This is a genomic window from Arthrobacter sp. SIMBA_036 (assembly GCF_046535135.1).
GTDB lineage: Bacteria > Actinomycetota > Actinomycetes > Actinomycetales > Micrococcaceae > Arthrobacter.
This window is the reverse complement of record NZ_JAWRXG010000004.1, coordinates 46,975-71,208: the sequence shown is the minus strand read 5'-3', so window position 1 is coordinate 71,208 and position 24,234 is coordinate 46,975. Positions and strand designations below refer to the sequence as shown.

The following is a 24,234-nucleotide window of genomic DNA, read 5'->3' as shown; positions in this document are numbered from 1 at the left end:
GATGATGAAAGACAAAGCCGGACTCGTCACCGGCGCAGGCTCGGGCATAGGCCGGGCTGGTGCCCTGGCGTTCGCGAAGAACGGCGCGCGCGTGGTGGTGTCCGATATTGATGAGGCAGCCGGGCGCGAAACGGTGGAGATCATCGAAGCATCTGGTGGGAAGGCTGTCTTCTTCCAGTGCGATGTCAGCGACGAGGAGCAGGTCAAGGCCCTTGTCGATGCGACGGTGTCGAATTTTGGGCAGCTGGACTTCGCTTTTAACAATGCCGGGATGAACGGTGTCTTCGCACCCATCGGGGAGACCGACAGCGCGACCTGGGACCGGGTCATGAAGGTGAACCTGTACAGCACCTTCTACTGCCTGAAGCACGAAGTCAACGCCATGCTGAAGACCGGAGGCGGTGCGATTGTCAACACTGCTTCTGCTGCGGGCCTGATCGGTATCGCCAACAACGCCCCGTACACCGCCTCGAAATTCGGCGTTGTCGGGATTACGAGGAACGCGGCGATCGACTACGGCCCCCTGGGCATCCGTATCAACGCCCTCACACCGGGATCGACGACGAGTCCCATGATGAAGAACGCATTCGAGCAGAACCCGCCGGAATTCCGGGAAAGGATTCTGTCGGCGATTCCGATGCGCGGGCTGGCCGAACCCGAGGATCAGGCAGATGCCGTTGTGTGGCTGTGCTCTGACCAGGCCCGCATGGTTACCGGAATCTCCCTGGCGGTCGACGGCGGCTGGCTGGCCGGAAAGTAAGTGGCACTGCCATCCGGTTCAAAAGAAATGGAGCAACTGAAAATGACTAATCTTGATTTCAAGGGCCGGGTGGCAATCGTCACGGGCGCGGGACAGGGAATGGGCCGCGAGCACGCAAAGATGCTTGCCTCCCGCGGGGCCCGGGTGGTCGTCAACGACGTCAACGCGGCGAACGCGGCCGAAGCTGTGGCTGAAATAGCCAACGCAGGGGGCACCGCAGTGGTGGACAGCCATAACGTCGTCACCGAGGCGCCTGACATCGTCCAGACCGCACTCGACTCCTACGGGCAGCTCGACATCGTGGTGAACAACGCCGGAATAAATGCGTTCGGCCGCTTCTGGGAGATGGAAGCCGATACGTGGTGGCGCATCTTCGACGTGGCCGTCAAAGGCGTCGTCGGAGTCTCGCGCGCAGCCATGCCGCACCTCATTGCCTCAGGCAGTGGCCGGCTTATCAACATCTCGTCTAACGGTGTCATGGGTGTGCCGACGGACTCGGCTTACAACGCTGCCAAGGCCGCGATCTGGGGTCTTGGTATCACCCTCGCGGCAGAGGCCCGCGAGGTCGGAGTTCAAGTCACGACCCTGATGCCGGTTGCCTTGACACCGATGACGGAGGACGCCTTCCCCAATCCCGTCGTCAAGGACGCCATGCGCACGAATGTTCCGGCGAGCTCGGTGTCTGCTTTCGTCACGTGGCTAGCACACCAGGACACGACAGTTTTCGGAGAAACGTTCGAGATCGCCGGAGTCGCAGCCGGTCGCGTGGCGATTGCCGGCATGCCGCGTATGAAGGTCGAAGCCCCCACGCCCGAGAGTTGGGCCGACAGCGGGGAGGCGCTCATGAAGGACGGCGAGCTGCGGGCATTCCGCAACGCGAGTGAGTCGTTCCGCGACCAGATGGTGTACTTGGCGCCCGAACTGGACGCGGTGCTCCCAGCCGACGCAGCAGATGTGTCGAGGTGAGGGCGACGCTGCATAACCGTCTCTCAGCGGCAAAGTCACGGCCAACATTGGCTCTCAACTCAAAACAAGGATTCTCATGAAGATTGGCATTCTAGGAGCAGGTTCGATAGGCGCGACACTCGCCCGCAAACTGAGCGGGGCAGGCCATGATGTTAAGGTTGCGAATTCCCGCGGCCCCGAAACCATCAGTTCCGACATTGTGGCAGCGGGAGCCCGACCAGTAGAGGCAAGCAGCGCTGTCAGGGACGTCGATGTCCTCATCACGTCCATGCCGCTCAGCCGGATGCCCGAGGTCAAAACCCTTATCACCGAACTCCCGGCCAACGCCGTCATCATCGATACGTCCAACTACTACCCCCAGCGTGATGGGCGGGTGGAAGCCCTGGAAGACGGGCAGGTCGAAAGTGCCTGGATTACCGAACAGCTCGGGCGCCCGATTGCGAAGGCCTGGAACGCCATCACGGCCGAGTCCTTCGAGGCCTATGGAAGAAAAGATGGGGATCCCGACCGGATTGCCATCCCTGTGGCCGCGGATCGCGATCGCGACAAGGCGGTAGCAATGGCCCTCGTCGAGGAGACCGGGTTTGACGCGGTCGACGCCGGTTCTCTGGCGGACTCCTGGCGCCAGCAGCCCGGAGCGCCCGGCTATTGCACCGACTTTACGCGCCAGGAGCTGCCCGGGGCCCTTGCTGCCGCTGATAAGGCCCGGCTCCCGCAGCGACGGGACATCGCGCTTGCCGCCATCACAGAACGGTTCCCGGACTATTCGGAAGTCACCGCCGACTACCTTGTCCGGCTTCATCGGGCCATCTACAGCTGAACCCGTGACAATTCACCGTCGGCCCCAGGCCAAGGAGCAGAAGTGAACCGTAAGGAAGATGTAGTCATCGTGGGAGCTGCCCGGACTCCCCAGGGCAGGTTGATGGGCCAGCTCGCGACGGTTTCTGCCGTCGATCTGGGCGGCATTGCAATCGCTGCGGCACTGAACAGGGCAGGCATCAGTGCTGATGTTATTGACTGCGTTGTCATGGGCCAGGTGATCCAAGCAGGGGCTGGCCAGAATCCTGCACGGCAGGCAGCAGTAGCCGGGGGGATACCACTCGTTGCCCACGCTGTCACCGTTAATAAGGTGTGCCTGTCCGGGCTGAGCGCGATCATCGAAGCCAGCCGGCTGCTCCAGCTGGGAGAAGCGGAAGTGGTCATCGCTGGCGGACAAGAATCAATGAGCAATGCCCCGCATCTGCTTCCCGGTTCCCGCGCCGGGCACTTGTACGGGGACGCCGTGCTGACGGACGCTCTTGCCCAGGACGGACTCACCGATGCCTTCGACCACGAGTCGATGGGCCTCAACACTGATCGTGCCAATGTCCTGCTCGGCATCGGGCGTGCCGAGCAGGACAAGGCCGCTGCAGACTCCCACCGCCGGGCAGCAGCGGCTCAGGACGCAGGGTACTTCGACACGGAAATAGTTCCGGTCAAAGTGCCGCGTCGTCGGGGAGCGCCTGAACTGGCAGGCAGCGACGAGGGTGTTCGGCCGGACAGCAATGAGGAGTCCCTCAGCAAGCTCCAGCCGGCGTTTTCCCCCGCGGGTACCGTGACGGCAGGCAACGCCTCGCCGCTCACGGACGGCGCTGCCGCCGTCGTCCTGACCACGCGCGGCTACGCGGAAGCCCACGGTTTAGACGTCGTGGCGGTACTTGGGGCACATGGACAGATCGCCGGCCCGGACACATCACTGCCAGACAAACCAGCCCAGGCCATTGCGAAGGCGCTCGGAACCTCAGGCTGGACCGTGGAGGAGCTGGACTTCGTGGAGATCAATGAAGCGTTCGCCTCCGTGGCGCTCCACTCGGCGGCGCAGCTTGGAATCCGGATGGACAGGGTCAACGTCAACGGCGGTGCCATCGCTCTCGGACACCCCATCGGTGCCTCCGGGGCACGCGTTGTCGTCTCGGCTGTTTACGAACTCCAGCGCCGCGGAAGGGGCAAGGCTGCGGTGGCGCTCTGTGGTGGAGGCGGGCAGGGCGAGGCACTGCTCCTGTCCCTGAGCTGATAGATGACTGGAGTATTTGAACCCATGAAGGAGGCTCCGACGAACACCGGCAACCCCGCGGACTGGGCCGGCGAACTGGAGCAACTGCGGATCCTCGTTGCCAAGCAGGATTTGAACGAGAACATGATCCGCTATTGCCGCGGCATGGACCGCAAGGACCTTGACCTGATGAAGTCCACCTACTGGCCTGATGCGACTGAGGATCATGGCATGTTCGTGGGCCCGTCCCATGACTTCTGCGACTGGGTGTATTCCATGCGGCGGGAGTCCTCCCACAAGGCCAGCCACTACGTCACCAACATGCTCATTGAACTGAACGGCAACCAGGCCAAGCGTGAAACGGCGTTTATCTACTTGGCCCTGCCGGCCGACGGCGGCCCGACCGACCTGCTTTTGGGCCGTTACCGGGATCTGTGCGAGCGGCGCGAGGGGGAGTGGAAGGTGCTCGCGAGGACTTGCGTCTGGGACGGGGCGCAGCGACTCGCCCCGGAAGCGGACGTCGCCGAGCTGTTCGGCATCCCGCCCACGTCCAACTTCGGTGACCGCTATCCGCGCGATCCGAGCTATGCCACGGATTGGGGAAAAGCATCCCCGGTCCAGACTACGAATGCAAAGGAGCATCTCCATGACTAGCGATCGAATCCTCGCTGGAAAGCACGTCCTCATCACCGGTGCCGGCCGCGGCCTCGGCGAGGCGTATGCACGCGCGGCCGCAGCGGAAGGCGCCCGCGTGGTCGTCTCCGACATCAATGCCGAAAGCGCTGAGGCAGTGGCCGAGTCAATCAACCGCGAGGGCGGCGAAGCATTAGCCGTCGCTGCGGACGTCACCGATTGGGACAGTTGCCAGCGGCTGGTCGCTGCTGCCGTGGAACGCTTCGGGAAGCTGGACGGCCTGGTAAACAATGCCGGCTATCTGGAGACGGTGACTGCCGGGCAGGAGACCCAAGAGCACATTCGCCGCCACGTCGACATCAACGTGTGTGGTACTTACTTCATGTCGGTCCACGGCCTCGCAGCCATGGAGGGACGGGGGTCGATCGTGAACGTGACCTCTGGAGCTGTCGCAGGTCTTCGGATGATGAGCGCCTACGCTGCGGCCAAAGCGGCGATCGCTTCTCTCACCTTCGCATGGGCCACGGAATTCGACGGTAAAGGGGTCCGAGTCAATGCTATGGCCCCCCATGCCGACACCCCGATGATGACGGCGGGCACCGAGGCATACACGAAGTTCTTCGGCGGCAGCCCCGTCGCACCACCGCCGTCGACCAATGCTCCCGTCGTCCTCTACCTACTGTCGGACTTGAGTGAAGGCGTGAACGGCCAGGTGGTACGCCTAGCCAACGGGCGTGACCTGATGCTGCTGTCCCACCCCGGCATCCTGGACGCTCCCCTCACTCGCGAGTCCTGGACCCCGCGTGACGTCAACGCCGCATTCGATGACGTGCTTCGCGCCAAGATGCAGCCGTCCGGCCAACTGATCTACACGGATTCCCACTCCCCATCTCCCGATCTGATTGAGTTTGCAGGAGCCAACCAGTGAACGAGCGGAACGAACCCGCCGAGCGCAGTGTCGACGTCGTGATTATCGGAGCAGGTCCGGTCGGGCTTTCGGCGGCAGTCCTCCTGGGACGGTTCGGCGTCAGCACGCTCGTGATTGAGCGACGGACCGAGCGGTCGCGGCACCCCCGGTCCAGGGCGGTCAGTTGCCGCACCATGGAGGTGTTTCGCGAACTCGGCCTCGCTGACGAAGTGCGGGCAGCCGCGCTTCCCGGCGGACCACGCCGCCTCCTAGGCAGCGATGCCGTATCGCCCTGGCGCTCAGTGGTCACCAGCAACGGGACTGCGAATGGACCCGTGGACACCACCCTCGGTCCGGAGACCCTGGACGTGGTGCTGTGCTCCCAGGACGTGCTCGAACCCATCCTCGTTGACGCGGCGCAGGCCCAGGCAAGCGTCACTATCGAGTTTGGCAAGACGGTGTCGACGGTAAGCGACACAGGGTCAGAAGTCCTCGTATCCGTAACCAGTGACAGTGGCCCGGAAGATGTCGCCGCGAAGTATGTGATCGCGGCCGACGGCGCCGCGAGCCAGGTACGCACTGCCTTGGGGATCGGGACCACGGGGGATCAGGACCTGCAGACGGCGGTGAGCGTGCTGTTCCGTTCGCCTGTTATCCAGCGCCGCACCGGCGATCCGTCGAGCTTTATCTATCTTGATAATCCGGACACGATCGGGGCTGTCGTGATCGCTCCCGTCGATGCGACGGACCGGGTGGCGATGCTGGGCCGTCCGCTGGTGATGGACAGGCTGCCTTTCGAGGACATCGATTGGACGACGGAAATACGCGACGCAATCGGCGATCCTCACGAGTCGGTGGAGTTGATGGACGCCCGGACCTGGACCGTGGGCGCGTGGGTCGCCGACCGTTACCAGTCCGGCAGGGTCCTGCTAGCGGGAGACGCGGTGCACGTCATGCCTCCTTACGGCGGGTTCAACCAGAACACCGGCATTCAGGACGTCCACAACGTCGCCTGGAAACTGGCGGCCGTCCTCAAGGGCTGGGCGGATCCTGCCCTCCTCGATACCTACGAAGTGGAACGGCGGCCCGTAGCACAGTTCAACATGGCCGAAGCCGTCCGCAACTTCCGGTCCATTGTGGGAAACGCCGATGAAGGCCCGCGCTCCTTCCGGCCGGAAAACTTTGTGCACCCCGGCCTGGACATCGGATTCCGCTACGACCGTGGAGCGGTTGCCGGAGCCACGGCGCCGGATGCTGGCTGGCCGGTGGGAACCTTCACTCCGACTGCCGCCGTGGGTGAACGCGCTCCGCATGTCTGGCTCAACGCTGAGGCCACTGTCTCAACGCTTGACTTGTTCGGACGTGAACTGACTATCCTTGCGCGCTCCGGTTCGGAGCCTGCACGGGAGGCAGCGCGGCGTGCAGGGATCCACGGCATTCCATACAGCTTGGTGACGTTCGGGCACTTGGGGGACTTCGTTGCTGCAGAGGCTGAATGGGCGGCTGCTTATGGCGTCAGCGGGGACGAAGCCATCCTTGTGCGGCCCGACGGCCATGTGCTTGCCCGCCTGGACGGCAGCGACCCCCGCGCCGTGGACCGCGCCCTCCTTGCTTACGCCGGCCGGACCCCAACTCCATGATTCCGGTGGAACTCGACCTGCCCCCGCCGGGAGGTAGATGACAGAGCCCGAACACATCGCTAGTCCCGGCGCTATTTTCGATCTCTACTATTGAGAACTTGCGCTATTTGTATATAGGGTTCATATTACGAGAGTGCGGCCGGTGGCCGGACAAAGTCGTGATGTAGCCGCAACTCATTGCTCAATCACAGAAATAAGGAGATTCACGATGGCGTGGATAACGTTTGATGACTACAAGGACAAGTACCAGCACATCAAACTGGAACGTGATGAAGACGGCATTCTGCTGGTCACGTTCCACACCGATGGCAGCGACGTCGTCTGGGGTGTAGGAGTCCATGACAACGTTTCATCGCTCTGGGACGACATCAGCAGGGACCGGGGGAACCGCGTTGTCATCATCACCGGGGCGGGCGACACCTTCATCGACAAGGAAGCCCCGATTGACAACAAGAACTGGGTAACTCCCGAGATCTGGCTCGGCCTCCATCACGACGCCAAGCGCCTCGTGCTCGGCCACCTGGACATTGAAGTTCCGATGATTGCCGCAGTAAACGGTCCTGCAAGGTACCACAATGAGCAGGCGCTGCTCTGCGACATCGTCATCGCTTCTGAGGATGCTGTGTTCGCCGATCATGCACACTTCTCCCAGGGGAACATTCCCGGCGACGGGATGCAGATTATCTGGCCGTTGGTTATTGGTTTGAACCGCGGTCGGTACTTCCACCTCACCGGCCAGGAGATCACTGCACAGCAGGCCTACGAATGGGGTGCCGTGAACGAAGTGGTGCCCAAGGATCAGGTAGTCACCAGGGCATATGAACTTGCACGGATGCTGGCTGCGAAGCCTACGCTGACGCTGCGCTCCACGCGGATGCTGATGGTGAACGAGCTCAAGAAGACCATGAATGACGCGGTCAGCCACGGAATGATGACCGAGGGTCTTGTTGCCATGGGCGAAGGCTGGAATCCGACTCCGCTCACCGGACCGGAACTCACTGCAGGCGTCAAGACGCCCGCCTGACGCAAACGGAAGCGCCGACGACTTGAGATGTCGTCGGCGCTTTCTGCTCTTGTTTAACTGCCCTGGCCAAGGGCGTTTGATGTTCACCACGCGAATCGCTGTGAACGGCGAAACCGTTCCTGGCAGGAACCAAGGCCCGGCCAGGAACGGTTGCGTCTGGAAGATCCTTCAGGAATAACCGAAGTGGCGGGCCCGGCGGGCCCATTCTGCCGCATCGATTGCTTCCATGATGGGCAGGTAAGCGCCGCCTTCTGCTTCACCCTCGAGCAACTCACCACGCGCCAGGAGGGACAGATTCTCGCGGAAGCCTGCCACGGCCCCGTTCACAGTGTTAATGACCAGCAGCATCTTTATGCCGGCGTCTTCGAGTTCCTGGCGCTCCTCCAGGGTTGGATTCTTCACGGTTACCATGACGTACTTGCCAGGGACGACTGCCGAGAGTTTGGGCAAGTCGAGAAGGGGGTAGCCGCACGGATAGAGCATGTCTGCGCCGGCGGCAGAATAGGCGGCCATGCGCTCAGCGAGATTGTCGAAGCCAAAGCGGCTGGCATCCGAGCGGGCAACGATGACCGTGTCCGGGGACGTCCGGGCTTCCACGCAGGCACGGATGATGTTGCTCATCTCCTCGACGCTGCGAAGTTTGAGTTGCGGCTTCCAGCGCTCTCCGCCGTCTTTGGGTGTCCAAAAGTGCTTCGTTGCAGGCACCATGTCTTCGACCAGCAGGGCTGCGACGCCGGCTTGCTCGGCAAGTTGGACGCCGCGGAATGCTTGGAGAGGTGATCCTCCTGCATCATCGAAGTCGAGAATGAGTGGCAGATCGGTGATTGCCGTGATGCGCCTGCCGGCCTCGATGAGTTCTCCCTGGGAAATAAAGCCGTTATCCGGCACCCCGTAGTGGAAGTTGGAGTAGGTGCCCCCGGCGATGAGCACGACGTCGAAGCCGGCTTGCTCAATCATTTTCGCCGAGAGTGCATCGTAGGCACCCGGCGCGATGATCATCTTGGAGTCCGCAAGCAGTTCCCGGAGTCTTTGGGCGGGTTTCATGGGCTTTCCCTTCTTTTCGTCGGAGTTTATGGCTACGACGGAAAGAGTTTTCGCGGAACGTAGCAGTGTTACTATCGTATCACGCTAACTACATTCACTATTTGAAAAGTAGCCGACAAGGGAGTCAGCATCGTGTTGCTTTCTCCTCATCAGTACGACCTAAAGGATGACCATGCAACAGACCAAGCCCCTAGACGCAGTAAGCAACAACGTCAGTGAGCCAAGCGTTCACGTCAGCAACTCGGGGGGAGTTCGCGTCATAACGATCACCCGTCCGCATAAGCGCAACGCAATTGACCGTCCCACTGCCCTGGCGCTTGCGGCCTCGTTCGATGAATTTGATGCCGATGATTCTGCAAGTATCGCCATCCTCACCGGCGCTGGCGGATATTTCTCCGCAGGCGCCGACCTCGCGTCGGTTGCAGCGGGGGATGTCCCGGTCATCGAGGGACGCGGGTTCGCCGGCATCACCCGCCGGACGCCGGTGAAACCTGTCATTGCCGCCGTCGAAGGCTACGCCTACGCAGGGGGCTTTGAGCTTGCCCTTGCATGCGACTTGATCGTCGCCAGCTCAACGGCGTCGTTTGCCCTGCCGGAGGTAAAACGGGGACTCATCGCAGCCGGCGGAGGGCTGCTCCGCTTGCCGGACCGTATGCCCTATCACATCGCCATGGAGCTGGCGCTGCTGGGGGAGCCAATCACTGCGGCACGCCTCGCCGAGCTCGGCCTCATCAACAGGCTGACCGCCCCGGGCAAAGCGCTCGATACCGCGCTCGAACTCGCCGGGAAAATCCAGCTCAACGGACCCGTTGCAATGAAGACCGCCAAGCGCATCATCTCGGAGTCGCGCTATGCGGCGGCCGAGGCGCGTTTCGCTGCCCAGGAAGAAATCGTTGCACCGTTACGAAGCGGACCGGAAGCACGTGAGGGTGCGTTGGCTTTTGTGGAACGGCGCGACCCGGCCTGGGTCGTCGCTGCACATGCAACGCGGGCCCCTGAAGCACCGTAATCAGGATTCTGGCATGGCTTCCTACGTCATTGGCGTCCTATGCCGTGTCGCTCAAGGTCCGCCCGCTCTTAGCGTTATCTCAGAACAAACGTCGGATGATCACTGACCTCAACGGACACCCGGTAGGCTTCCCGAACTTCTACGGGATGCCCGTGGCTCCCGGAAGGCCCGACCGCATCGCCGCGGACGACGCCCCGATAGCCGCGGGACCACGGATCAGTATAAAAACATGAAAGGCCAAGGCAACGATGCCCGATAACCACCAGAAATTGCACTTTGGACCGGCGCGTACAGAACTGCACGTAGGCGTTGATCTCGAGCGGATGCGACGTGAGCGCGCTGACCGTATGCGGGCACTGATGCGTTCGAAGGGTATACCGGCCCTGTTGCTCACGGGCGCGGACAATGTACGTTATCTGACCGGTTTTTGGTGGGGGGAATTCTCGCTCCAGGTCGGCTACGCACTGTTCTTCGCAGACGACGAACCAATTGTGTTCGCACCGGCGGGGTCCCTCCAGCAGATGCCCGACCAGGCGCCCTGGATCAAGCACTGGCGCCCAGCCATCTCCTGGCTTGGCGGTGTGGCGCCCAGTTCTGCCATTGCCGAACTATCAGCTGTTTTTGCGGCACAGATTCGCGATGAGCTTGCCGCACGTTCCCTCGCGGGCGAACGGCTGGCTGTCAGCGAGATTGATGAGCCAGGTATGAATGCTTTGGCCGATGCGGGAATCGAGACGATCCCGGGGCTCCCGCTGTTGCTCGAATGCTCAACGATCAAGACGGCCGATGAAATCTCCTGTATTTCGATGGCGGCGAGCCTGAGTACTGCAGGGTTCGAGGCGACCCGGGCCGCATTGCGGCCCGGAACCAAGCAGGCCCAGATTGCTTTGATGGCCCGTCGCGCCATCGAAGATGCCGGCGCGGAAGTGGGAGCGGCCCGGCTGCTTTCAGGACCACTGTCATTCCCCCGGGGGATCAGCGGCGGAGACCGCATCGTTGAGCATGGCGATCTCGCGTACCTGCTCACCTGCGGAACTTCCTACATGGGGTACACGGCGTGCCTATACCGCCAGTACGTCGTCGGACGTGCTCCAACCTCAGCCGAGCGCTCCTCCTACACAAAGCTGACGGACCGTCTGGATCTGGCGATATCGCTCATGAAACCAGGCGCCAGCACAGCTGACGTGGCCGCCGTCCTTGCACCGGCGGAAGACCTCGGCTTTCCGTCCGAGGCGGAATGCTTCAGCATCGAACTCGGGCACGGCATCGGACTCGTTAACGCAGGATCGCGGGCAATCCACTACAACCCTCCGACTATCACCCGTTCGTGGTCGCTTGCCCATCCTGAGGAGATCAAAGAAGGCATGGTCATTGCCATCGAAGGGATCGAAGGGGAGCACCGGGTCGGAGGTGTACGTCTCGAGAACCTCGTCGTGGTCACGGCCAATGGCGCGGAACTGCTTGACCACTACCCGCGCCTCGACATGGTCCAAACCGCCGGGTGAGCATCCCAGCCGATGCGAAAGCAACACAGCGAAGGTTGCCATGAACCTCATAGTTGAAAAGCACGTCCCTATCGCAATGCGCGACGGCGTTACTCTCTCCGGAGATGTGTATCGGCCAAGTGAGGGGGAACCCCGCTCCACAGTGCTGATACGGACGCCTTATTGCAAAGATGACCCAGCGCATGCCAACACGTGGATTAATGTCCTGCGCGCCGTGGAATGCGGATGGGTGGTGGTGGTTCAGGACGTACGGGGCCGGTTCCGAAGCGAGGGCCAGTTCGTACCTTTTGTGAATGAAGCCGATGATGGTGTTGACACTATCCAGTGGGTGCGCGAACAGCCCTGGTCGGACGGGAACGTGGGTATGGCGGGAGGCTCGTACGTAGGGATCAGCCAATGGCTGGCGGCAGCGAGGAATCCTGAAGGCCTCATTGGTATTGTTCCCGCTGTGACCGCCGACGACGTCCATTCGGGCTGGCTTTATGAGGACGACAATGTGGTGTTGGGATTTCTTGCGCACTGGGTATCGATTCTCTTGGCAAGCAGCGGAATGGACGAGGAAAGCCGACCGCGCATCGCAGCCTTGGAGCGGAACGTCGCAGAGGGGCGCATCCGCACCTTCCGGCATCTGGTCGAGGAAGCCGGGGAATTCGCGCCCTATCTGCAGGATTGGCGGGATCGAAGCCGTTCCCTGGTCGATCCAGAGTTGGCTGGTCGAGTTACAGTGCCGGCCTTCGTCATCGGAGGCTGGTTCGACATTTTCCTTCCAGGAACGGTTGCGAGTTTTGTTCGGCGGGAGGCCGCCGGCACGAGGAATGCCCATGATCGCCTGTTGGTCGGGCCCTGGGCCCATGGGCTCATGGGCGGCTGGTTCCCGGCCCGCTCGTTCGGTTCGGCATCCTCTTTCGACGGCCTCGACCCGACGTCGCTCCAACTCGGTTGGCTGGAGGAAGTGCGTGACGGCCTCAACCAATCGGAGTATCCCGTAAGGGTTTTCTCCATGGGAGCTGATGAATGGCGGTGCTTCTCAAGCTGGCCGCCTGAGGGCGCGGAGCGGGTGCACCTTCGACTGCGCCCCGGCAACATAGACCATCCCACGGAAAGTATTGATGCCCGGACGGCGCCGTTATTGGATTCTCCCGTCCCGACGATCGGCGGGCGGACATTTCTCCCTGGCTACAAAGTCGGTGCGAACTCAGGTCCGCGCTTGTTGGAGGCATTGCATGCCCGTCATGACGTGCATGCCTTCGCTTCGGAGCCACTGGCTGGCGATATCGACATCCTGGGCACTGTCACGTGCCGACTCACGGTGACCGCAGCTGGCCCGACGCCGGTCGTCGTCAAGCTGGCAACGCTCGACAGTACTGGTACTCCTGAGTTGCTGTGCGAGGGATCCTCATACAGCAGGACGGGCGCTGAAAACGCGGAGTCAATCAGCGTGGATCTTGGTTCCACTGCGGTCCGGGTGGCGAAAGGCATGCGTTTGTGCGCCTACGTTGCCACATCGGATTTCCCCCGACTGGAGGACGGGACCCGGAACATCTTGAACGTTTGCGCGGACGAGGGGCCAGTCCTGGAACTTGACGTTCTACGGCTCGGTTGAGTCGCCTTCTTCGTCGTCCAGGCGGCGGGCTTCCATCAGGGCATCGAGGCATTGCTGGAAGTGTTGCTCGTCGGTAAAGCGATGAAGCGGGACCGTAATAGACAAGGCGGTGCGGGGGCGCTGTGATCCTTCGAAGATTGGAACTGCCATGCCGCAGACGCCCACGACGTATTCCTGGTGGTCCAGCGCGTAACCACGTGACCGGGTCAACTCAAGGTCGGCCAAAAATTCAGGAAGGGTGGTTAATGTGTGTTCGGTTCGTTTGGTGAGTTCACCATCGACGGAGCGGACCCGTTCCAGTTGAGATTCCGGACCGAAAGCGAGGAGAGCCTTCCCGGAAGCGCGTGCATGAATGTCGCCGGAAACACCGACCCGCAGGTCCGCCACCCTGACGGCGTGGCTGCCTTCCTCCACGGCAACCACGGTGACGGTGCCGCCCTGCCATGCGGACAAGTAGGCGCTTTCGCCAGTAGCCTCAACCACCATTTTCAGGAGACGCAGCGCCAGCGGAGAGGGACGCCAGTCCTCTTCCACCCGCGAACTCAGATCCAGGATTTTCCCGGCAGCGAGTTTGTAAGTGCGCTCGTTACGTTCCAGGTAACCGGCATGTACAAGTGTCGCCAGCAAATGCGACGTCGTCGCGATGTGCAGGTTTACTGCGCTGGCGATGGATTGAGCCCGCATCGGCTCCTTGGACGCCGCAACCACATCAACGATGTTGAGCGCGCGGGCAACGGACTGGACCAGGTCCTTGGGTGCTTCAGGGTCGGTGGACGGTTTATCGACTGACTTAGCTGTACTTGCCATGCGGAAATCATATGCACATGGCGAAAGAAGGGCCACCAGGCCCACGAGAAGGGTCCCGGCCTACAGGGCAGTACTTCACCGTTGACAGTAGCCAGAAGGGTAGCGTAGTTATTACATTATGAAAGCAACTATCACAAAAAGAGAGTTCGAGGATAGTGGCAACGGTGCCACTCCCCGTGCTGCGGAGGACGCTGGAAGCCACCCGGAGGTCCATCCCGCAGGTCCTTTGCCGATCGGAAGCGTGGGGCAGGTGGGGATCCTTGTGCCCGACCTCGACGAGGCCATCGACCTGTACGGACGCGCCTTCGGCATCGAAGAGTGGAATTGCTACCACTACGACCAGGAGTTCATGCCTTGGTCCCGCTTTGGCTCCGAGGAAGGCGCTTTCGCGATGCGCCTCGCCATGGGCGGTTCCAATCCCCAGATCGAACTCATCCAGCCCTTGGCCGGACCAAGCATCTACCACGAGTTCACCGAGCAGGGTCGCAACGGCCTACACCACCTGGGTGTATTCGTGGACAACCTGGACGCCGCGATCACGCTGATGGAGGGAGCCGGATACCGGGTCACGCAAACAGCGCGCGGTTATGGCCAGGGCGGCGACGGCGGATTCGCCTATTTTGACACTGACCGTGACCTCGGCGTGGTGGTCGAGGCAATAGAAATTCCGGCTATCCGAAGGCCGGCGACCGTGCGACGGACTGGAGGAATGTAAATGTTGGAAAGCAAGGCTGTTATAAGCCCCGTACGCATCGATAACCCGTTGAAAGCAGAGAGCGTGGCCGTGGTTGGGCCCTCGCGGGACCCGGGGAAGACCTCGGGGCGGACACTCGACTACCTCTCCCGCCTCGGATTCGAGGGACGGTACTACGCGGTGAGCAGTGTGCACAAGGAAGTGCTGGGTGTACCCACGGTGGAGACGCTCTCCGACCTCCCTGAGGTGCCCGACGTTGCCGTCCTCGTGGGACCCGCTGACAGGGTCATCGAGGATCTGCGTGAGTGCGTGGCGCTCGGCGTCCCCTTCGCGGTGGCGTTCGCCGCCGGCTTCGGTGAGACCGGCCGGCATGACCGCGATGAGCTGCTCCGTGCGGAATTGGCCAAGGGCACCACCCGCCTTATCGGCCCTAACTGCATCGGCTTTATGCACGTGGGCCGGTCGCTGACCGCAACCTTCTCATCAGTTCTGCAACGCGGCGAGATTCCGACTGGTCACGTGGCGATGTTCAGCCAGAGCGGTGGACTGGGAAATGCGCTCATGCAGTCCCTCGCGGCACGCGGTGCCAGCGGATTGAGTGCCTGGGCCAGCTCGGGGAACGAGATTTCGACGGGCTTTACCGACTGGGCACAGTGGCTGGGCGCTGATCCGGACACGCATGTCCTCACCTGCATCGTCGAGAGCTTCAGCGCAAACGATGATCTTGAGGCCGCTGCAACCGCTGCGGGGGATCGCGGCATCCCGCTCATCGTCCTGAAGCTGGGGCGGTCCACCCGCGGCGCGATGAGTGCCCAGTCCCATACCGGCAAACTTGCAGGCAGCGGCCGCGTCGCTTTAAGCGTCCTCCGCCACCGATTCGGAATGGTGTGCACCTCGCCGGAGCAACTCCTTGACCTGACCGAGACCTTCGACGTCTTCCACGGGCGGCTCTCGGACCGCGACCAGGAGCTCACCGTCGTCACCACCTCCGGCGCCCAGGTGGGGCTGTGGAACGACCTGGCCGACGACCGTGGCCTGGCGTTCCGCGATCTTGAACCGGAAGCGCTCCACTCAATAGGTGACGCGGTGGGCAGCAATCACCTCGGCAATCCCATCGACGTCGGAGTACAGTCAACGACCGGGGACTACCTGCGCATCGTTGAGCGCGTTCTCACCACGACGCCGGGCGGGTGGGTTATTGTGACGGCGACCCGGCTCGCGCACGACTTCGATGAGCTGGCGGCCGGTATCGCCGCTATGACCATACCGGCGGAAGTACGTGTCATGGTGGTCCCGCTGTCCGAGGACGACCGGGTCACCGCGGCCCAGGCCGGAATCCTGCGCAAGGCAGGAGTCCTGTCCCTGCCCACAGCCGGGCGGGCACTGGATGCCGTCGCGGCCGCATCCTCCTGGGCGCAGGTCCAACGCACCCGTGCCAACCGTGGCGATCTGGTGGGGGCGGCGCTGAAGGCGGTGACAACGGGCGGGACGTACAATCTGACGTGGCGGGACGTGGCCGAATCCCTGGCCAAGTCCGGCGTTCCTGTACCGGCAAGCCGCGCCGTCCGTGATGTCGATGGCGTCGTCCGGGCTGCCGAGGAGATCGGCTTCCCGGTAGCGATCAAAATCGATGATGCCGAGATCCTTCACAAGGCAGACGCCGGAGGTGTCTTCATCGGCGTCAATGACGCCGACAGCGCCCGCGCGGCAGCCTCCCAGCTCACCTCCATCCAGGGGGAGGCCGCGACGATCTCCGTCCAGGCGATGGCGCCAGGGAAGACCGAAGTCCTCGTAGGGCTCCGCCGCGATCCAGAGTTCGGTCCAGTCCTCGTCATTGGCGCGGGAGGCGGGATGACTGAGGCGATTGACGATATCAGCATCCTTCCGCTGCCAGTGTCCCGGCCGGAAGTCCGCCAAGCGATCTCTGACGCGCGCGTCGTGGCCACCAGCCTTCGCGGGGAGGCCGGCGGGGAGACCCTCGACACGCTCACCACTACAGTGATGGACATTCTTGGCTGGGCGGAGCAGCAGGGGAACATCCACGAGTTCGAGTTCAATCCGATCCTCGCGGACCCGGCAACAGCAACCGTCACTGTCGTGGATGCTGTTGTATCGGTCCACACCACCTCGTCAGGACCAACACCATGACCACCGCCACTGCGGCTGGCGTACCTGCAAAGCAGATCACCGATGAAGACGTCTCCTACATCAAGAGCTTCATCGGTAAGTCAGCCGTTGTTGTGCAATGGAATGAGGAAGCCAGCACCGACTCCATCCGCCACTACGCCTGGGGGATCGGTGACGAGAACCCTCTGTGGCTGTCCGATTCGTACGCGCAGACAACGCGGTACGGCACCCGGATCGCGCCACCCACATTCCTCTATTCCGTGTGTGACGCCGAAGTCGCGATGGGGATGTCGGAGGGCATCCAGGCTATCCACCTCGGTGCCGACCTCGACTTGCGCCGGCCGATTCGCCTGGGTGAGCGGGTCCGCGCCAGGGCTTTCGTCGAAGACGTCCGTGAACGCGTGGGCCGCCGCTCCGGCCGCCTGGTGGAGCAGGTGGGGCGCACCGATTACTTCGTCGGCGAGGAACTTGTCGGGATCGTCCGCAATACGATCGTTTGCGTGGCCCGAAGTTCCGAGGGCCAGCGGATGCACGAACCGCGCGACCCCCATGTCTACACGGATGAGGAGAAGGAACAGATCCGAGCCGCGATCCTGGCTGAGGAGATCCGCGGCCAGCGCACGCGCTTTGCGGAGACGGTGTCCGTCGGCGACCTTGTACCGCAGGTAGTCAAGGGTCCGCTCGACCTCATCACCATGACCGCCTACTATGCCGGAGCAATTGGTACCGCCGGCTACCGCGGCGTCGAAACCCGCGTGCGCCAGCAGGAGCGGGTGAGAAACGGGGACCCAAGCGCGCCGACGAACCTCGGTCCCGAGCACTTCCTCTCCGAGCCCTTTCCGAGCCTGGGGCACCAGGATGCTGCAATGGCGCACGCGATCGGCATGCCGGGCGCGTACGACAACGGCAACCAGCGCGTCTCGTGGATGGCACACTGCGTGACCAACTGGATGGGGGACGATGCGGATCTCGTGTCGCTTTCGGTGCGCATCAAGCAGCCAGGTGTCTTCGGTGACACCCAGTGGATCGGAGGCGAGGTCACCCGCGTGTTCCGGGACGAGGACCACGGAGCGTGCGCTGAAGTCACGATGAAGGCCATCAACCAACTAGGTGTGGAAACCACGAGTGCCGTAGCGGTCGTGTCGCTGGCCGAGACCCGGAGCAGCTGACCCGCGCACGGGCGAAGTGTGAATAACTGACGCATTTTCCCGCCTTATTGGCGTCCATTGCCATGCCGGTCATTACCCGGCGGCTCTTAGCGTTATTTGTGAACGAAGATCGGCGAAGCAGCCGACGCACTGACATCAAAGGAGATCCGGTGGGCTTTTCAAAAGTACGGAACCAGGATGGGTTGTTCCATCCAACGAGTGGTGACGCCAGTGACCAGTGAAGACGCGCGTCCAGGGAGCGAAGCCATGTCGAACAACCACATCCAGAACCCCCCGGGTGAGACTGAGGAATATTCCGTCGTTGTTATCGGCGCGGGCATGGGGGGCATTTACGCGCTCCACCGGTTTGCAGACCTGGGACACGACGTACACGGCTTCGAGGGAGCAGACGGGGTCGGGGGCGTCTGGTATCACAACGCCTATCCCGGTGCCCGCGTGGACCTGGAGAGCCACAGCTACGCCTTCATGTTTGATCCCGAGCTCTACGCGGGATGGGACTGGAGCGAGCGGTACGCCGCACAACCCGAAATCCTCCGGTACTTGAACTACGTGGCGGACCGCCTCGATGTGCGCCGCAACCTCTCACTAAGCACCTGGGTGACGTCCGCCGATTGGCAGCCCCAGGAGAACAAATACCTCATCAAGACCAATACCGGGCGGACGGTTTGGGCCCGCTATCTGGTGATGGCGACGGGACAGCTCTCCAAGCCGCGGAAGCCGGACTTCCCGGGACTCGATGATTTCGAGGGGGAGTGGCATCAAACCGCCCACTGGCCCCAGACCCCCGTTGAGATTGCCGGCAAGCGCGTGGCCCTCATTGGAACAGGATCTTCGGGTGTGCAGGCTGCCACGGAGATCGCCAAAACAGCCGGGCACCTCTATGTCCTGCAGCGCACCCCGAACTACTCGATCCCTGCACACAACGGGCCGGCGGACAGGAGGAAGAAGGCGCGCCTCAATAAAAAGGTTCTGCAACTGCGTGACGAGTCCTACAACTCCCCGGTCGGCTACGTCATGCAGGGCTTTGCCGGTAAGGCTTCAGACTTCTCCGAGGAACAGCAGCAGCAGATTCTCGAGTCCAGATGGGCGTTCGGGGGCCAGACCCTGCTCGGAACTTTCTCCGACCAGGGGACGAACATCGATGTCAACAACGTCGTCGCAGAGTTCGTCCGCGGCAAGATCCGCGACATGATCGACGATCCCGAGACCGCCGAGAAGCTGATGCCTACCTCCTACCCGATTGGCATCCGTCGGCTCTGCATTGATACCGGGTACTACCCAATTTTCAATCAAAGCAATGTCAGTCTCGTTGACCTGAGAAGCGATCCGGTGGAGCGCATCACCAAGACGGGGATTAAGACCCGGAACAATGAGTACGAGGTTGACCTGATCGTTTTTGCCCTCGGCTTCGAGGCCTTTACGGGCGCCCTGGACCAGGCCAACGTCCGCAACGAGCACGGCCGGCAGCCGAGCGACCGGTGGAAGCATAAGCCGCAGACCCATCTGGGGGTCATGACGCATGGATTCCCGAACCTGTTTATGCTCACCGGCGCACAGAGCCCAAGTGTGCTTGCAAACTTCTTCGCGGGGAACAACCAACACGTTGACTTTGTGGCGGATATCATTGCGCACGCCGATAAGAAGGGCGCCGTTCGCATTGAGGCCAGCCTTGAGGCAGAGCGGGAGTGGGGCGACCACTGCAATGAGATCGCGGCGCCGCTCCTGCGTCGGGCCGTGGACAACTATATGGTCCACGTCAACAAATACGACGGCTCGCGCTATTTCATCCCGTATGCCGGTGGCTTCGACAAGTACGTCAAGAAGGTCGAAGAAGTTGTCTCCGACGACTACCGCGGCTTCGTGTTTACTAAGGCTTTCGCACCTGGCAATTCAGGGCAAAGCGCGAACGAAAACCGGAGCCTTGACGCTGTTCTTGCGGCCAAGTAAATAGCCACCGGCCATTCCCCTTTGTTTCGGGAGGTGTAGTGCTCCCCGGAAGCCAGACTGTCATTCAGTTCCAGCTTCCGGGGAGCACTTTTATTCCTGGCTGCAGCGTGTTCGCCGAAGTACATCGCCAGCTCTAATGACTTGCCCTCACGGAGGACACACTTTGGCGCAGTTTCATTCCATGTTGGCGTTGATGGCCATCCCGGTGCAGTCCCGCCCGCTCTTAGCGTTGATTGTGGGCGAAGTTGGCAGGGAAAGCCTCCGCACTGAGATCAAAGGAGATCCCGTCAACATCCCCAGTCCAAGACCCTCATCCCTCCGGTGACGCGAGGCCTGCCCGCGCCCGGCAGGTATGCCCACATCTACAAGGACATGAAGGAAAAACGATGAGCAACGTACTCGAAGGCAAGACCGCAATAATCACCGGTGCCGGCTCAGGCATGGGTTTGGCAACTGCCCGCCTGTTTCACCAGCAGGGCGCGAACATCGTATTGGCGGATTTCTCGGGGGCCCAGAAGAAAACGGCTGTGGAGCTCGGAGATCGCAGCGTGCCCATCCAGGCTGACATCTCAAACACCGCAGACGCGAAGGCCATGGTCAGCCTGGCCATCAGCGAATTCGGCGGACTCGACATTCTGTGCAATATCGCGGGCGCCAATGCTCCGATGGTGCAGCACCATGAGGCGCTGGAATCCGACTTCGACAAGATGATCAACGTGAATCTCCGGGGTGCTTTCCTCACGATGAAGTTTGCCATTCCGGCCATGCTGGAGCGTGGCGGGGGATCGATAGTTAATGTGGCTTCAGCTGCAGCTTTGATGGGAACGCCTTTATACGGCAGTTACAGCGCTGCCAAGACAGGCCTCCTCGGGCTGACCCGCACCATCGCCCTCGAATACGCGGAGCAGAATATCCGCGCAAACTCCATCTGCCCTGGCCCCATCAGGACTCCAATGATGGAAGAGGCCCTGGCGGAAAACCCTGCCGCCGCGGACTATCTCATCAATATGGTTCCCGCACGTCGTGTCGGAACCGCAGAAGAAGTAGCCAATGCCGTCCTGTTTCTCGCCAGTGAGCAGTCTTCATACATTACCGGTGTCGCGCTGCCTATCGACGGCGGCCAGACCGCTGCATAACCGTCCAGACTTATTCCGCCCGGGAATGGTCAAAGAGCGATCTTTCCCACCAAGGCACCGAGAGGAAGAAAACCTATGTCCCAAAAATTTATGACCCGGCCGAAGGTCACTGCATTCGGCAACGACCCCTTGCTGGTGAGAAGCACATTTGCGCAATTTCCGTCAGGAGTGGCGGTGCTCGCGGTCGAAACCGGCGACGAGAAGCATGCACTCGTCGCGTCATCGTTCATGGTTGGCGTGTCGCTCGAACCGTGCCTCGTCGCGGTAGCGGTGCAGAAGTCATCGGAGACATGGGAGCAGATTAAGAATGCCGCCTCACTCGGGGTTTCGATCTTTGGCAAGGGGCAGGGAAATCTCACCCGCAAGCTCGCAGGCAAGGACCGTGCTGCACGCTTTGAGCAGGTTGCTATCGACGTAGGTGAAGACGGGGCAGTGTTCATAGAAGATGCGGCGTTGTGGCTCGAGTGCTCGGTCCACGAAGTTTCAGAGGCTGGCGATCACTGGATGGCGCTGCTTGAAGTGAAGAAGCTCGGAGTGGGCGAAAACGAGCCGCTCATTTGGCACGGCGCCAAGTTCCGCGAGCTCGTCAACGCCCAGTCGATCGACGTCGTGTAGCAGACATAGCGGTTGCTGTGCGCTGGAAGGAGAATATGAGCGTCGTTGATGCGGCGTCCGGCGGGAGGCTTCCCTCGCGCGCTGCGCATGACATCCCCGCGGAGCGCACCGTCATAGCGGCCGTCATCCAGTGGCGGGACAAGATTGCCCTGTTTAGAAGGAGTGGGGACCTTGGCCACGACCGTGGCCTTTGGCACTGCATCACAGGCTTTATGGAAGCCGGGGCCACCCCTGAACAGCAGACTCTTGAAGAGTTGTCTGAAGAAGCAGGTCTGCAAACCAAAGACCTCCTGGGACTCGTGCCGGGACCGGACTTGGTGGTGGCTGACGGCTTGGGCAATCCGTGGCTCATCCATACCTTCACTGCCCTGACGTCCCGACGGCGGCTGAAGATCAATTGGGAAAACGACGCCTACCGGTGGACCGCTCCGCACAAGGCCAAGCGTTTCGCTAACCGCGTGGACTGGCTGGACAACGTACTCGATGCCACCGGTCATGTCCCGCGTACCGTTCCGGCACCTGAACCCGGGGCATCCCCGGGATGGATCCTGGGTGCCGCTCCAGGTCAGGAGGCCTGACGATCCCCGGGGTTGAAGTGGACAGCCTCCTGGAGGATCAGTTTCAGCAGGCCGGGGAAGCGGACTTCCAGATCATCGCTACGCAGCCGGCTCATGCGGCGGACACCGACGTCGTGCTGATGGATCACGCCAGCCTCACGCAGCACCCGAAAATGGCGCGTCCCGGCAGACTTTGTCACTGGCAGGGCAAAGTCGGTGCACGGGATGTCCTCGCGGCTGCCAGCCAGCTTGATGACGATCCCCAGCCGCACCGGGTCAGTCACAGCCGCCATCAGGCGGAACAGGTCCAGTTCACTGACGTCAGGGTGCGTGAGGGGGTTGGAAGTTCGGCTCGCCATGTGCCCAGTCTATCGCTAAAACCGCCTATGTTTACGCTGACGCGAACATAGGATACGTTTAACGCCAGGCCCACCCACCAGTGCGTGCCATCAACGGGCCGTAGCTTTCAGGTTCCCGCCCCATCCACAACTCTCGACTGAGGAAACAAAAAATGCCTACCCTTGGAATCATTGGCACCGGGAACATCGGTGCTGCCATCGCTCGTCTCGCCGTAAATGCTGGCATCCCTGTAGTGCTGTCCAATTCCCGAGGCCCGGAGACACTCGCCGGCCTCGTCTCAGAGTTGGGATCCCTGGCTTCCGCCGGCACCATTGAACAGTCCGCGGCGGCCGGAGAGGTTGTTGTGCTGTCCGTGCCGCTCACGGCGCATACCGCCATTCCCGCATCCCTGCTGGGAGGGAAGGCCGTACTCGACACCACCAACTACTACCCGTTCCGGGATGGAAGGGTGTCTGAGCTCGACGAGGAAAGGCTGACTACGAGCGAGCTCGTGCTGCGGCACTTTCAAGGAGCCGGCCTGACGAAGGCCTTTAACAACATCCTCGCGCACCACATCCCCCAGCTGGCGCGCCCCGCCGGCGCACCTGATCGCACCGCCTTGCCGGTGGCGGGCGATGACGCTTCCGCCAAAACCAAGGTCATGAGCCTTATCGAGCAACTGGGTTTCGATGCAGTGGACGCCGGTTCGTTGGCTGAGAGCTGGCGTTTCGAGCCGGAAGCCGGTGCCTACACCAGGCTTTACCTGGCGGACGCCGCCACTCCGGACGACCGCATGCTGGAAGCTCCCGCCGCACCTGTGTCCGCTGAGCGGCTGAGCGACGCACTGAAACGTGCCGAACCGGTGCGGGTTGCCGCGCGCACCTTCTAAAACGGTTCCAGCTTGCTGGTCTTAGGGTCAAGCCTTTGACGGCGGCACTAAGGCCAGCGGGGCATACAGGCTCTTGCAAGGTGCCAATGGAGGCGGTCCCGGTGCCCGGCACCTGGCGTTGCTTCTTAACTGCCTGGCGCCCAAGATGCTACCCGTCCAGCAACTCCGGCTTCTAGCGTTGTTTCTAACGAGGGCAGCAAGGACGCTGCCTGGCGTTTGGAGTAGAAAGGCTGGATATATGTCCCTCACAGATGCTCAACTGACTGAGGTGTATGACAAGCAAGCCCTCCACGACAACCTGATGCTGTATGCGAGGGGCGCGGACCGGCACGACCGCGAGCTGATGAAATCCACGTACTGGCCCGATTCATTTGATGATCACGGCGGCTACGTCGGAAACGGCCAGGAGTGGGCTGATGCTGCCATGACCTGGCACGACAAGATCCATAGCTGCAGCCACCACATTTCCAATGTCCTGTCGGAGATTGACGGCAACCGGGCCAAGCGCGAAAGCATGTTTATCTGTGTGGTCCCGTTCAAGGACCCCGAGGTGACAATGTTCCAGGCTGGCCGCTACCGCGACTTGTGTGAGAAGCGCGATGGCGTGTGGAAAGTCCTTCATAGGACCTGCATCTGGGATTGGATCGACGTCCGGCCCGTCAACTCGGACTGGGACGTTGTGAATGTCCCTCGGGTCTCGCACTGGGGAGCCTGGCATCCTGAGGACCCGATCTACAAGGACTGGGTGGACAGCCCGCCGACGGAATTCTCCCGGTAGCCCTGCACCCGCAACGGCTCGCGTTTTTGAACCAACAGTGAAGCGCCTGCCAG

General features: G+C 61.8%; 24 protein-coding genes. 21 read left to right on the top strand and 3 right to left on the bottom strand.

What is annotated here, in order from left to right; translation table 11 throughout:
• Nucleotide 1: 1 nt before the first annotated feature.
• From SB659_RS06925 to SB659_RS06890, 8 genes are all read left to right on the top strand, one after another.
• A complete protein-coding gene (locus tag SB659_RS06925) occupies nucleotides 2-760 on the top strand; it encodes an SDR family NAD(P)-dependent oxidoreductase (RefSeq protein WP_234752179.1) in 759 nt (252 codons plus the stop codon).
• Between the two features lie 42 nt (nucleotides 761-802).
• Nucleotides 803-1,726 (top strand): SDR family NAD(P)-dependent oxidoreductase, encoded by a 924-nt coding sequence (locus SB659_RS06920; protein ID WP_410549933.1) that lies wholly within the window; start codon nucleotides 803-805, stop codon nucleotides 1,724-1,726.
• A 76-nt stretch (nucleotides 1,727-1,802) separates the two neighbouring features.
• Nucleotides 1,803-2,546 carry an NADPH-dependent F420 reductase gene (locus SB659_RS06915; RefSeq protein ID WP_410549932.1) on the top strand — a complete coding sequence of 248 codons (744 nt, stop codon included), beginning with the start codon at nucleotides 1,803-1,805 and terminating at the stop codon, nucleotides 2,544-2,546.
• A 42-nt stretch (nucleotides 2,547-2,588) separates the two neighbouring features.
• Nucleotides 2,589-3,779: an acetyl-CoA C-acetyltransferase gene (locus SB659_RS06910; RefSeq protein WP_410549931.1), complete on the top strand. Its 1,191-nt coding sequence runs from the start codon at nucleotides 2,589-2,591 to the stop codon at nucleotides 3,777-3,779.
• 3 nt (nucleotides 3,780-3,782) lie between these two features.
• Entirely contained in the window at nucleotides 3,783-4,412 is a 630-nt protein-coding gene (locus tag SB659_RS06905; protein ID WP_410549930.1) for a nuclear transport factor 2 family protein, read from the top strand.
• Complete coding sequence (locus SB659_RS06900; protein ID WP_410549929.1) at nucleotides 4,405-5,319, top strand: SDR family NAD(P)-dependent oxidoreductase; 915 nt, start codon at nucleotides 4,405-4,407, stop codon at nucleotides 5,317-5,319. The genes SB659_RS06905 and SB659_RS06900 overlap by 8 nt, the downstream gene beginning before the upstream one ends.
• Nucleotides 5,316-6,938 (top strand): FAD-dependent monooxygenase, encoded by a 1,623-nt coding sequence (locus SB659_RS06895; protein ID WP_410549928.1) that lies wholly within the window; start codon nucleotides 5,316-5,318, stop codon nucleotides 6,936-6,938. The genes SB659_RS06900 and SB659_RS06895 overlap by 4 nt, the downstream gene beginning before the upstream one ends.
• A 208-nt stretch (nucleotides 6,939-7,146) precedes the next feature.
• On the top strand, nucleotides 7,147-7,962 hold the full coding sequence (locus SB659_RS06890) for an enoyl-CoA hydratase/isomerase family protein (RefSeq protein ID WP_410549927.1): 816 nt from the start codon (nucleotides 7,147-7,149) through the stop codon (nucleotides 7,960-7,962).
• 168 nt (nucleotides 7,963-8,130) lie between these two features.
• Here the strand turns inward: SB659_RS06890 and SB659_RS06885 are convergent, their stop codons facing one another.
• The gene (locus SB659_RS06885; RefSeq protein ID WP_410549926.1) at nucleotides 8,131-9,006 is read right to left on the bottom strand and encodes an oxaloacetate decarboxylase; all 876 of its coding nucleotides are present in this window, start codon (nucleotides 9,004-9,006) and stop codon (nucleotides 8,131-8,133) included.
• A 172-nt stretch (nucleotides 9,007-9,178) separates the two neighbouring features.
• On the opposite strand from SB659_RS06885, the gene SB659_RS06880 reads away from it, so the two are divergent.
• From SB659_RS06880 to SB659_RS06865, 4 genes are all read left to right on the top strand, one after another.
• The gene (locus SB659_RS06880) at nucleotides 9,179-10,015 is read left to right on the top strand and encodes a crotonase/enoyl-CoA hydratase family protein (RefSeq protein ID WP_410549925.1); all 837 of its coding nucleotides are present in this window, start codon (nucleotides 9,179-9,181) and stop codon (nucleotides 10,013-10,015) included.
• 95 nt (nucleotides 10,016-10,110) lie between these two features.
• Nucleotides 10,111-10,248: a hypothetical protein gene (locus SB659_RS06875; RefSeq protein WP_410549924.1), complete on the top strand. Its 138-nt coding sequence runs from the start codon at nucleotides 10,111-10,113 to the stop codon at nucleotides 10,246-10,248.
• Nucleotides 10,249-10,263: 15 nt separating this feature from the next.
• On the top strand, nucleotides 10,264-11,520 hold the full coding sequence (locus tag SB659_RS06870; protein ID WP_410549923.1) for a M24 family metallopeptidase: 1,257 nt from the start codon (nucleotides 10,264-10,266) through the stop codon (nucleotides 11,518-11,520).
• A gap of 40 nt (nucleotides 11,521-11,560) precedes the next feature.
• Nucleotides 11,561-13,123, top strand: a complete 1,563-nt coding sequence (locus SB659_RS06865) for a CocE/NonD family hydrolase (protein WP_410549922.1) — start codon at nucleotides 11,561-11,563, stop codon at nucleotides 13,121-13,123.
• On the opposite strand, the gene SB659_RS06860 is transcribed toward SB659_RS06865, so the two are convergent.
• Entirely contained in the window at nucleotides 13,109-13,930 is an 822-nt protein-coding gene (locus SB659_RS06860; RefSeq protein ID WP_410549921.1) for an IclR family transcriptional regulator, read from the bottom strand. The two genes, SB659_RS06865 and SB659_RS06860, sit on opposite strands and share 15 nt — an antisense overlap.
• Nucleotides 13,931-14,048: 118 nt before the next feature.
• Between SB659_RS06860 and SB659_RS06855 the strand changes: the two genes are divergently transcribed.
• The 7 genes from SB659_RS06855 to SB659_RS06825 all read left to right on the top strand — a co-directional run bounded on the left by SB659_RS06855 (nucleotide 14,049) and on the right by SB659_RS06825 (nucleotide 22,196).
• Nucleotides 14,049-14,645: a VOC family protein gene (locus SB659_RS06855; protein ID WP_410549920.1), complete on the top strand. Its 597-nt coding sequence runs from the start codon at nucleotides 14,049-14,051 to the stop codon at nucleotides 14,643-14,645.
• Entirely contained in the window at nucleotides 14,646-16,772 is a 2,127-nt protein-coding gene (locus SB659_RS06850; RefSeq protein WP_410549919.1) for an acetate--CoA ligase family protein, read from the top strand.
• Nucleotides 16,769-17,920 (top strand): MaoC family dehydratase N-terminal domain-containing protein, encoded by a 1,152-nt coding sequence (locus tag SB659_RS06845; RefSeq protein ID WP_410549918.1) that lies wholly within the window; start codon nucleotides 16,769-16,771, stop codon nucleotides 17,918-17,920. The genes SB659_RS06850 and SB659_RS06845 overlap by 4 nt, the downstream gene beginning before the upstream one ends.
• Before the next feature lie 246 nt (nucleotides 17,921-18,166).
• Entirely contained in the window at nucleotides 18,167-19,867 is a 1,701-nt protein-coding gene (locus SB659_RS06840) for a flavin-containing monooxygenase (RefSeq protein WP_410549917.1), read from the top strand.
• 386 nt (nucleotides 19,868-20,253) lie between these two features.
• Nucleotides 20,254-21,003 (top strand): SDR family NAD(P)-dependent oxidoreductase, encoded by a 750-nt coding sequence (locus tag SB659_RS06835; protein ID WP_410549916.1) that lies wholly within the window; start codon nucleotides 20,254-20,256, stop codon nucleotides 21,001-21,003.
• Between the two features lie 75 nt (nucleotides 21,004-21,078).
• On the top strand, nucleotides 21,079-21,618 hold the full coding sequence (locus SB659_RS06830; protein ID WP_410549915.1) for a flavin reductase family protein: 540 nt from the start codon (nucleotides 21,079-21,081) through the stop codon (nucleotides 21,616-21,618).
• Between the two features lie 35 nt (nucleotides 21,619-21,653).
• Nucleotides 21,654-22,196, top strand: a complete 543-nt coding sequence (locus SB659_RS06825) for an NUDIX domain-containing protein (protein WP_410549914.1) — start codon at nucleotides 21,654-21,656, stop codon at nucleotides 22,194-22,196.
• Here SB659_RS06825 and SB659_RS06820 read toward each other — a convergent pair.
• Entirely contained in the window at nucleotides 22,184-22,534 is a 351-nt protein-coding gene (locus tag SB659_RS06820) for an ArsR/SmtB family transcription factor (RefSeq protein WP_410549913.1), read from the bottom strand. The two genes, SB659_RS06825 and SB659_RS06820, sit on opposite strands and share 13 nt — an antisense overlap.
• Nucleotides 22,535-22,686: 152 nt before the next feature.
• Here SB659_RS06820 and SB659_RS06815 point away from each other — a divergent pair, with 152 nt between their 5' ends.
• Nucleotides 22,687-23,403, top strand: a complete 717-nt coding sequence (locus tag SB659_RS06815; RefSeq protein WP_410549912.1) for an NADPH-dependent F420 reductase — start codon at nucleotides 22,687-22,689, stop codon at nucleotides 23,401-23,403.
• 238 nt (nucleotides 23,404-23,641) lie between these two features.
• Entirely contained in the window at nucleotides 23,642-24,181 is a 540-nt protein-coding gene (locus tag SB659_RS06810; protein ID WP_410549911.1) for a nuclear transport factor 2 family protein, read from the top strand.
• The last annotated feature ends 53 nt before the right edge of the window (nucleotides 24,182-24,234 follow it).

What these genes read in the sequence shown, in the direction of transcription:
- SB659_RS06925 (WP_234752179.1), top strand. Translation starts at nt 2, where the DNA reads ATGATGAAAGACAAAGCCGGACTCGTCACCGGCGCAGGCTCGGGCATA.
- SB659_RS06920 (WP_410549933.1), top strand. Translation starts at nt 803, where the DNA reads ATGACTAATCTTGATTTCAAGGGCCGGGTGGCAATCGTCACGGGCGCG.
- SB659_RS06915 (WP_410549932.1), top strand. Translation starts at nt 1,803, where the DNA reads ATGAAGATTGGCATTCTAGGAGCAGGTTCGATAGGCGCGACACTCGCC.
- SB659_RS06905 (WP_410549930.1), top strand. Translation starts at nt 3,783, where the DNA reads ATGACTGGAGTATTTGAACCCATGAAGGAGGCTCCGACGAACACCGGC.
- SB659_RS06900 (WP_410549929.1), top strand. Translation starts at nt 4,405, where the DNA reads ATGACTAGCGATCGAATCCTCGCTGGAAAGCACGTCCTCATCACCGGT.
- SB659_RS06890 (WP_410549927.1), top strand. Translation starts at nt 7,147, where the DNA reads ATGGCGTGGATAACGTTTGATGACTACAAGGACAAGTACCAGCACATC.
- SB659_RS06885 (WP_410549926.1), bottom strand. Translation starts at nt 9,006, where the DNA reads ATGAAACCCGCCCAAAGACTCCGGGAACTGCTTGCGGACTCCAAGATG.
- SB659_RS06880 (WP_410549925.1), top strand. Translation starts at nt 9,179, where the DNA reads ATGCAACAGACCAAGCCCCTAGACGCAGTAAGCAACAACGTCAGTGAG.
- SB659_RS06875 (WP_410549924.1), top strand. Translation starts at nt 10,111, where the DNA reads ATGATCACTGACCTCAACGGACACCCGGTAGGCTTCCCGAACTTCTAC.
- SB659_RS06870 (WP_410549923.1), top strand. Translation starts at nt 10,264, where the DNA reads ATGCCCGATAACCACCAGAAATTGCACTTTGGACCGGCGCGTACAGAA.
- SB659_RS06865 (WP_410549922.1), top strand. Translation starts at nt 11,561, where the DNA reads ATGAACCTCATAGTTGAAAAGCACGTCCCTATCGCAATGCGCGACGGC.
- SB659_RS06860 (WP_410549921.1), bottom strand. Translation starts at nt 13,930, where the DNA reads ATGGCAAGTACAGCTAAGTCAGTCGATAAACCGTCCACCGACCCTGAA.
- SB659_RS06855 (WP_410549920.1), top strand. Translation starts at nt 14,049, where the DNA reads ATGAAAGCAACTATCACAAAAAGAGAGTTCGAGGATAGTGGCAACGGT.
- SB659_RS06850 (WP_410549919.1), top strand. Translation starts at nt 14,646, where the DNA reads ATGTTGGAAAGCAAGGCTGTTATAAGCCCCGTACGCATCGATAACCCG.
- SB659_RS06845 (WP_410549918.1), top strand. Translation starts at nt 16,769, where the DNA reads ATGACCACCGCCACTGCGGCTGGCGTACCTGCAAAGCAGATCACCGAT.
- SB659_RS06840 (WP_410549917.1), top strand. Translation starts at nt 18,167, where the DNA reads ATGTCGAACAACCACATCCAGAACCCCCCGGGTGAGACTGAGGAATAT.
- SB659_RS06835 (WP_410549916.1), top strand. Translation starts at nt 20,254, where the DNA reads ATGAGCAACGTACTCGAAGGCAAGACCGCAATAATCACCGGTGCCGGC.
- SB659_RS06830 (WP_410549915.1), top strand. Translation starts at nt 21,079, where the DNA reads ATGTCCCAAAAATTTATGACCCGGCCGAAGGTCACTGCATTCGGCAAC.
- SB659_RS06825 (WP_410549914.1), top strand. Translation starts at nt 21,654, where the DNA reads ATGAGCGTCGTTGATGCGGCGTCCGGCGGGAGGCTTCCCTCGCGCGCT.
- SB659_RS06820 (WP_410549913.1), bottom strand. Translation starts at nt 22,534, where the DNA reads ATGGCGAGCCGAACTTCCAACCCCCTCACGCACCCTGACGTCAGTGAA.
- SB659_RS06815 (WP_410549912.1), top strand. Translation starts at nt 22,687, where the DNA reads ATGCCTACCCTTGGAATCATTGGCACCGGGAACATCGGTGCTGCCATC.
- SB659_RS06810 (WP_410549911.1), top strand. Translation starts at nt 23,642, where the DNA reads ATGTCCCTCACAGATGCTCAACTGACTGAGGTGTATGACAAGCAAGCC.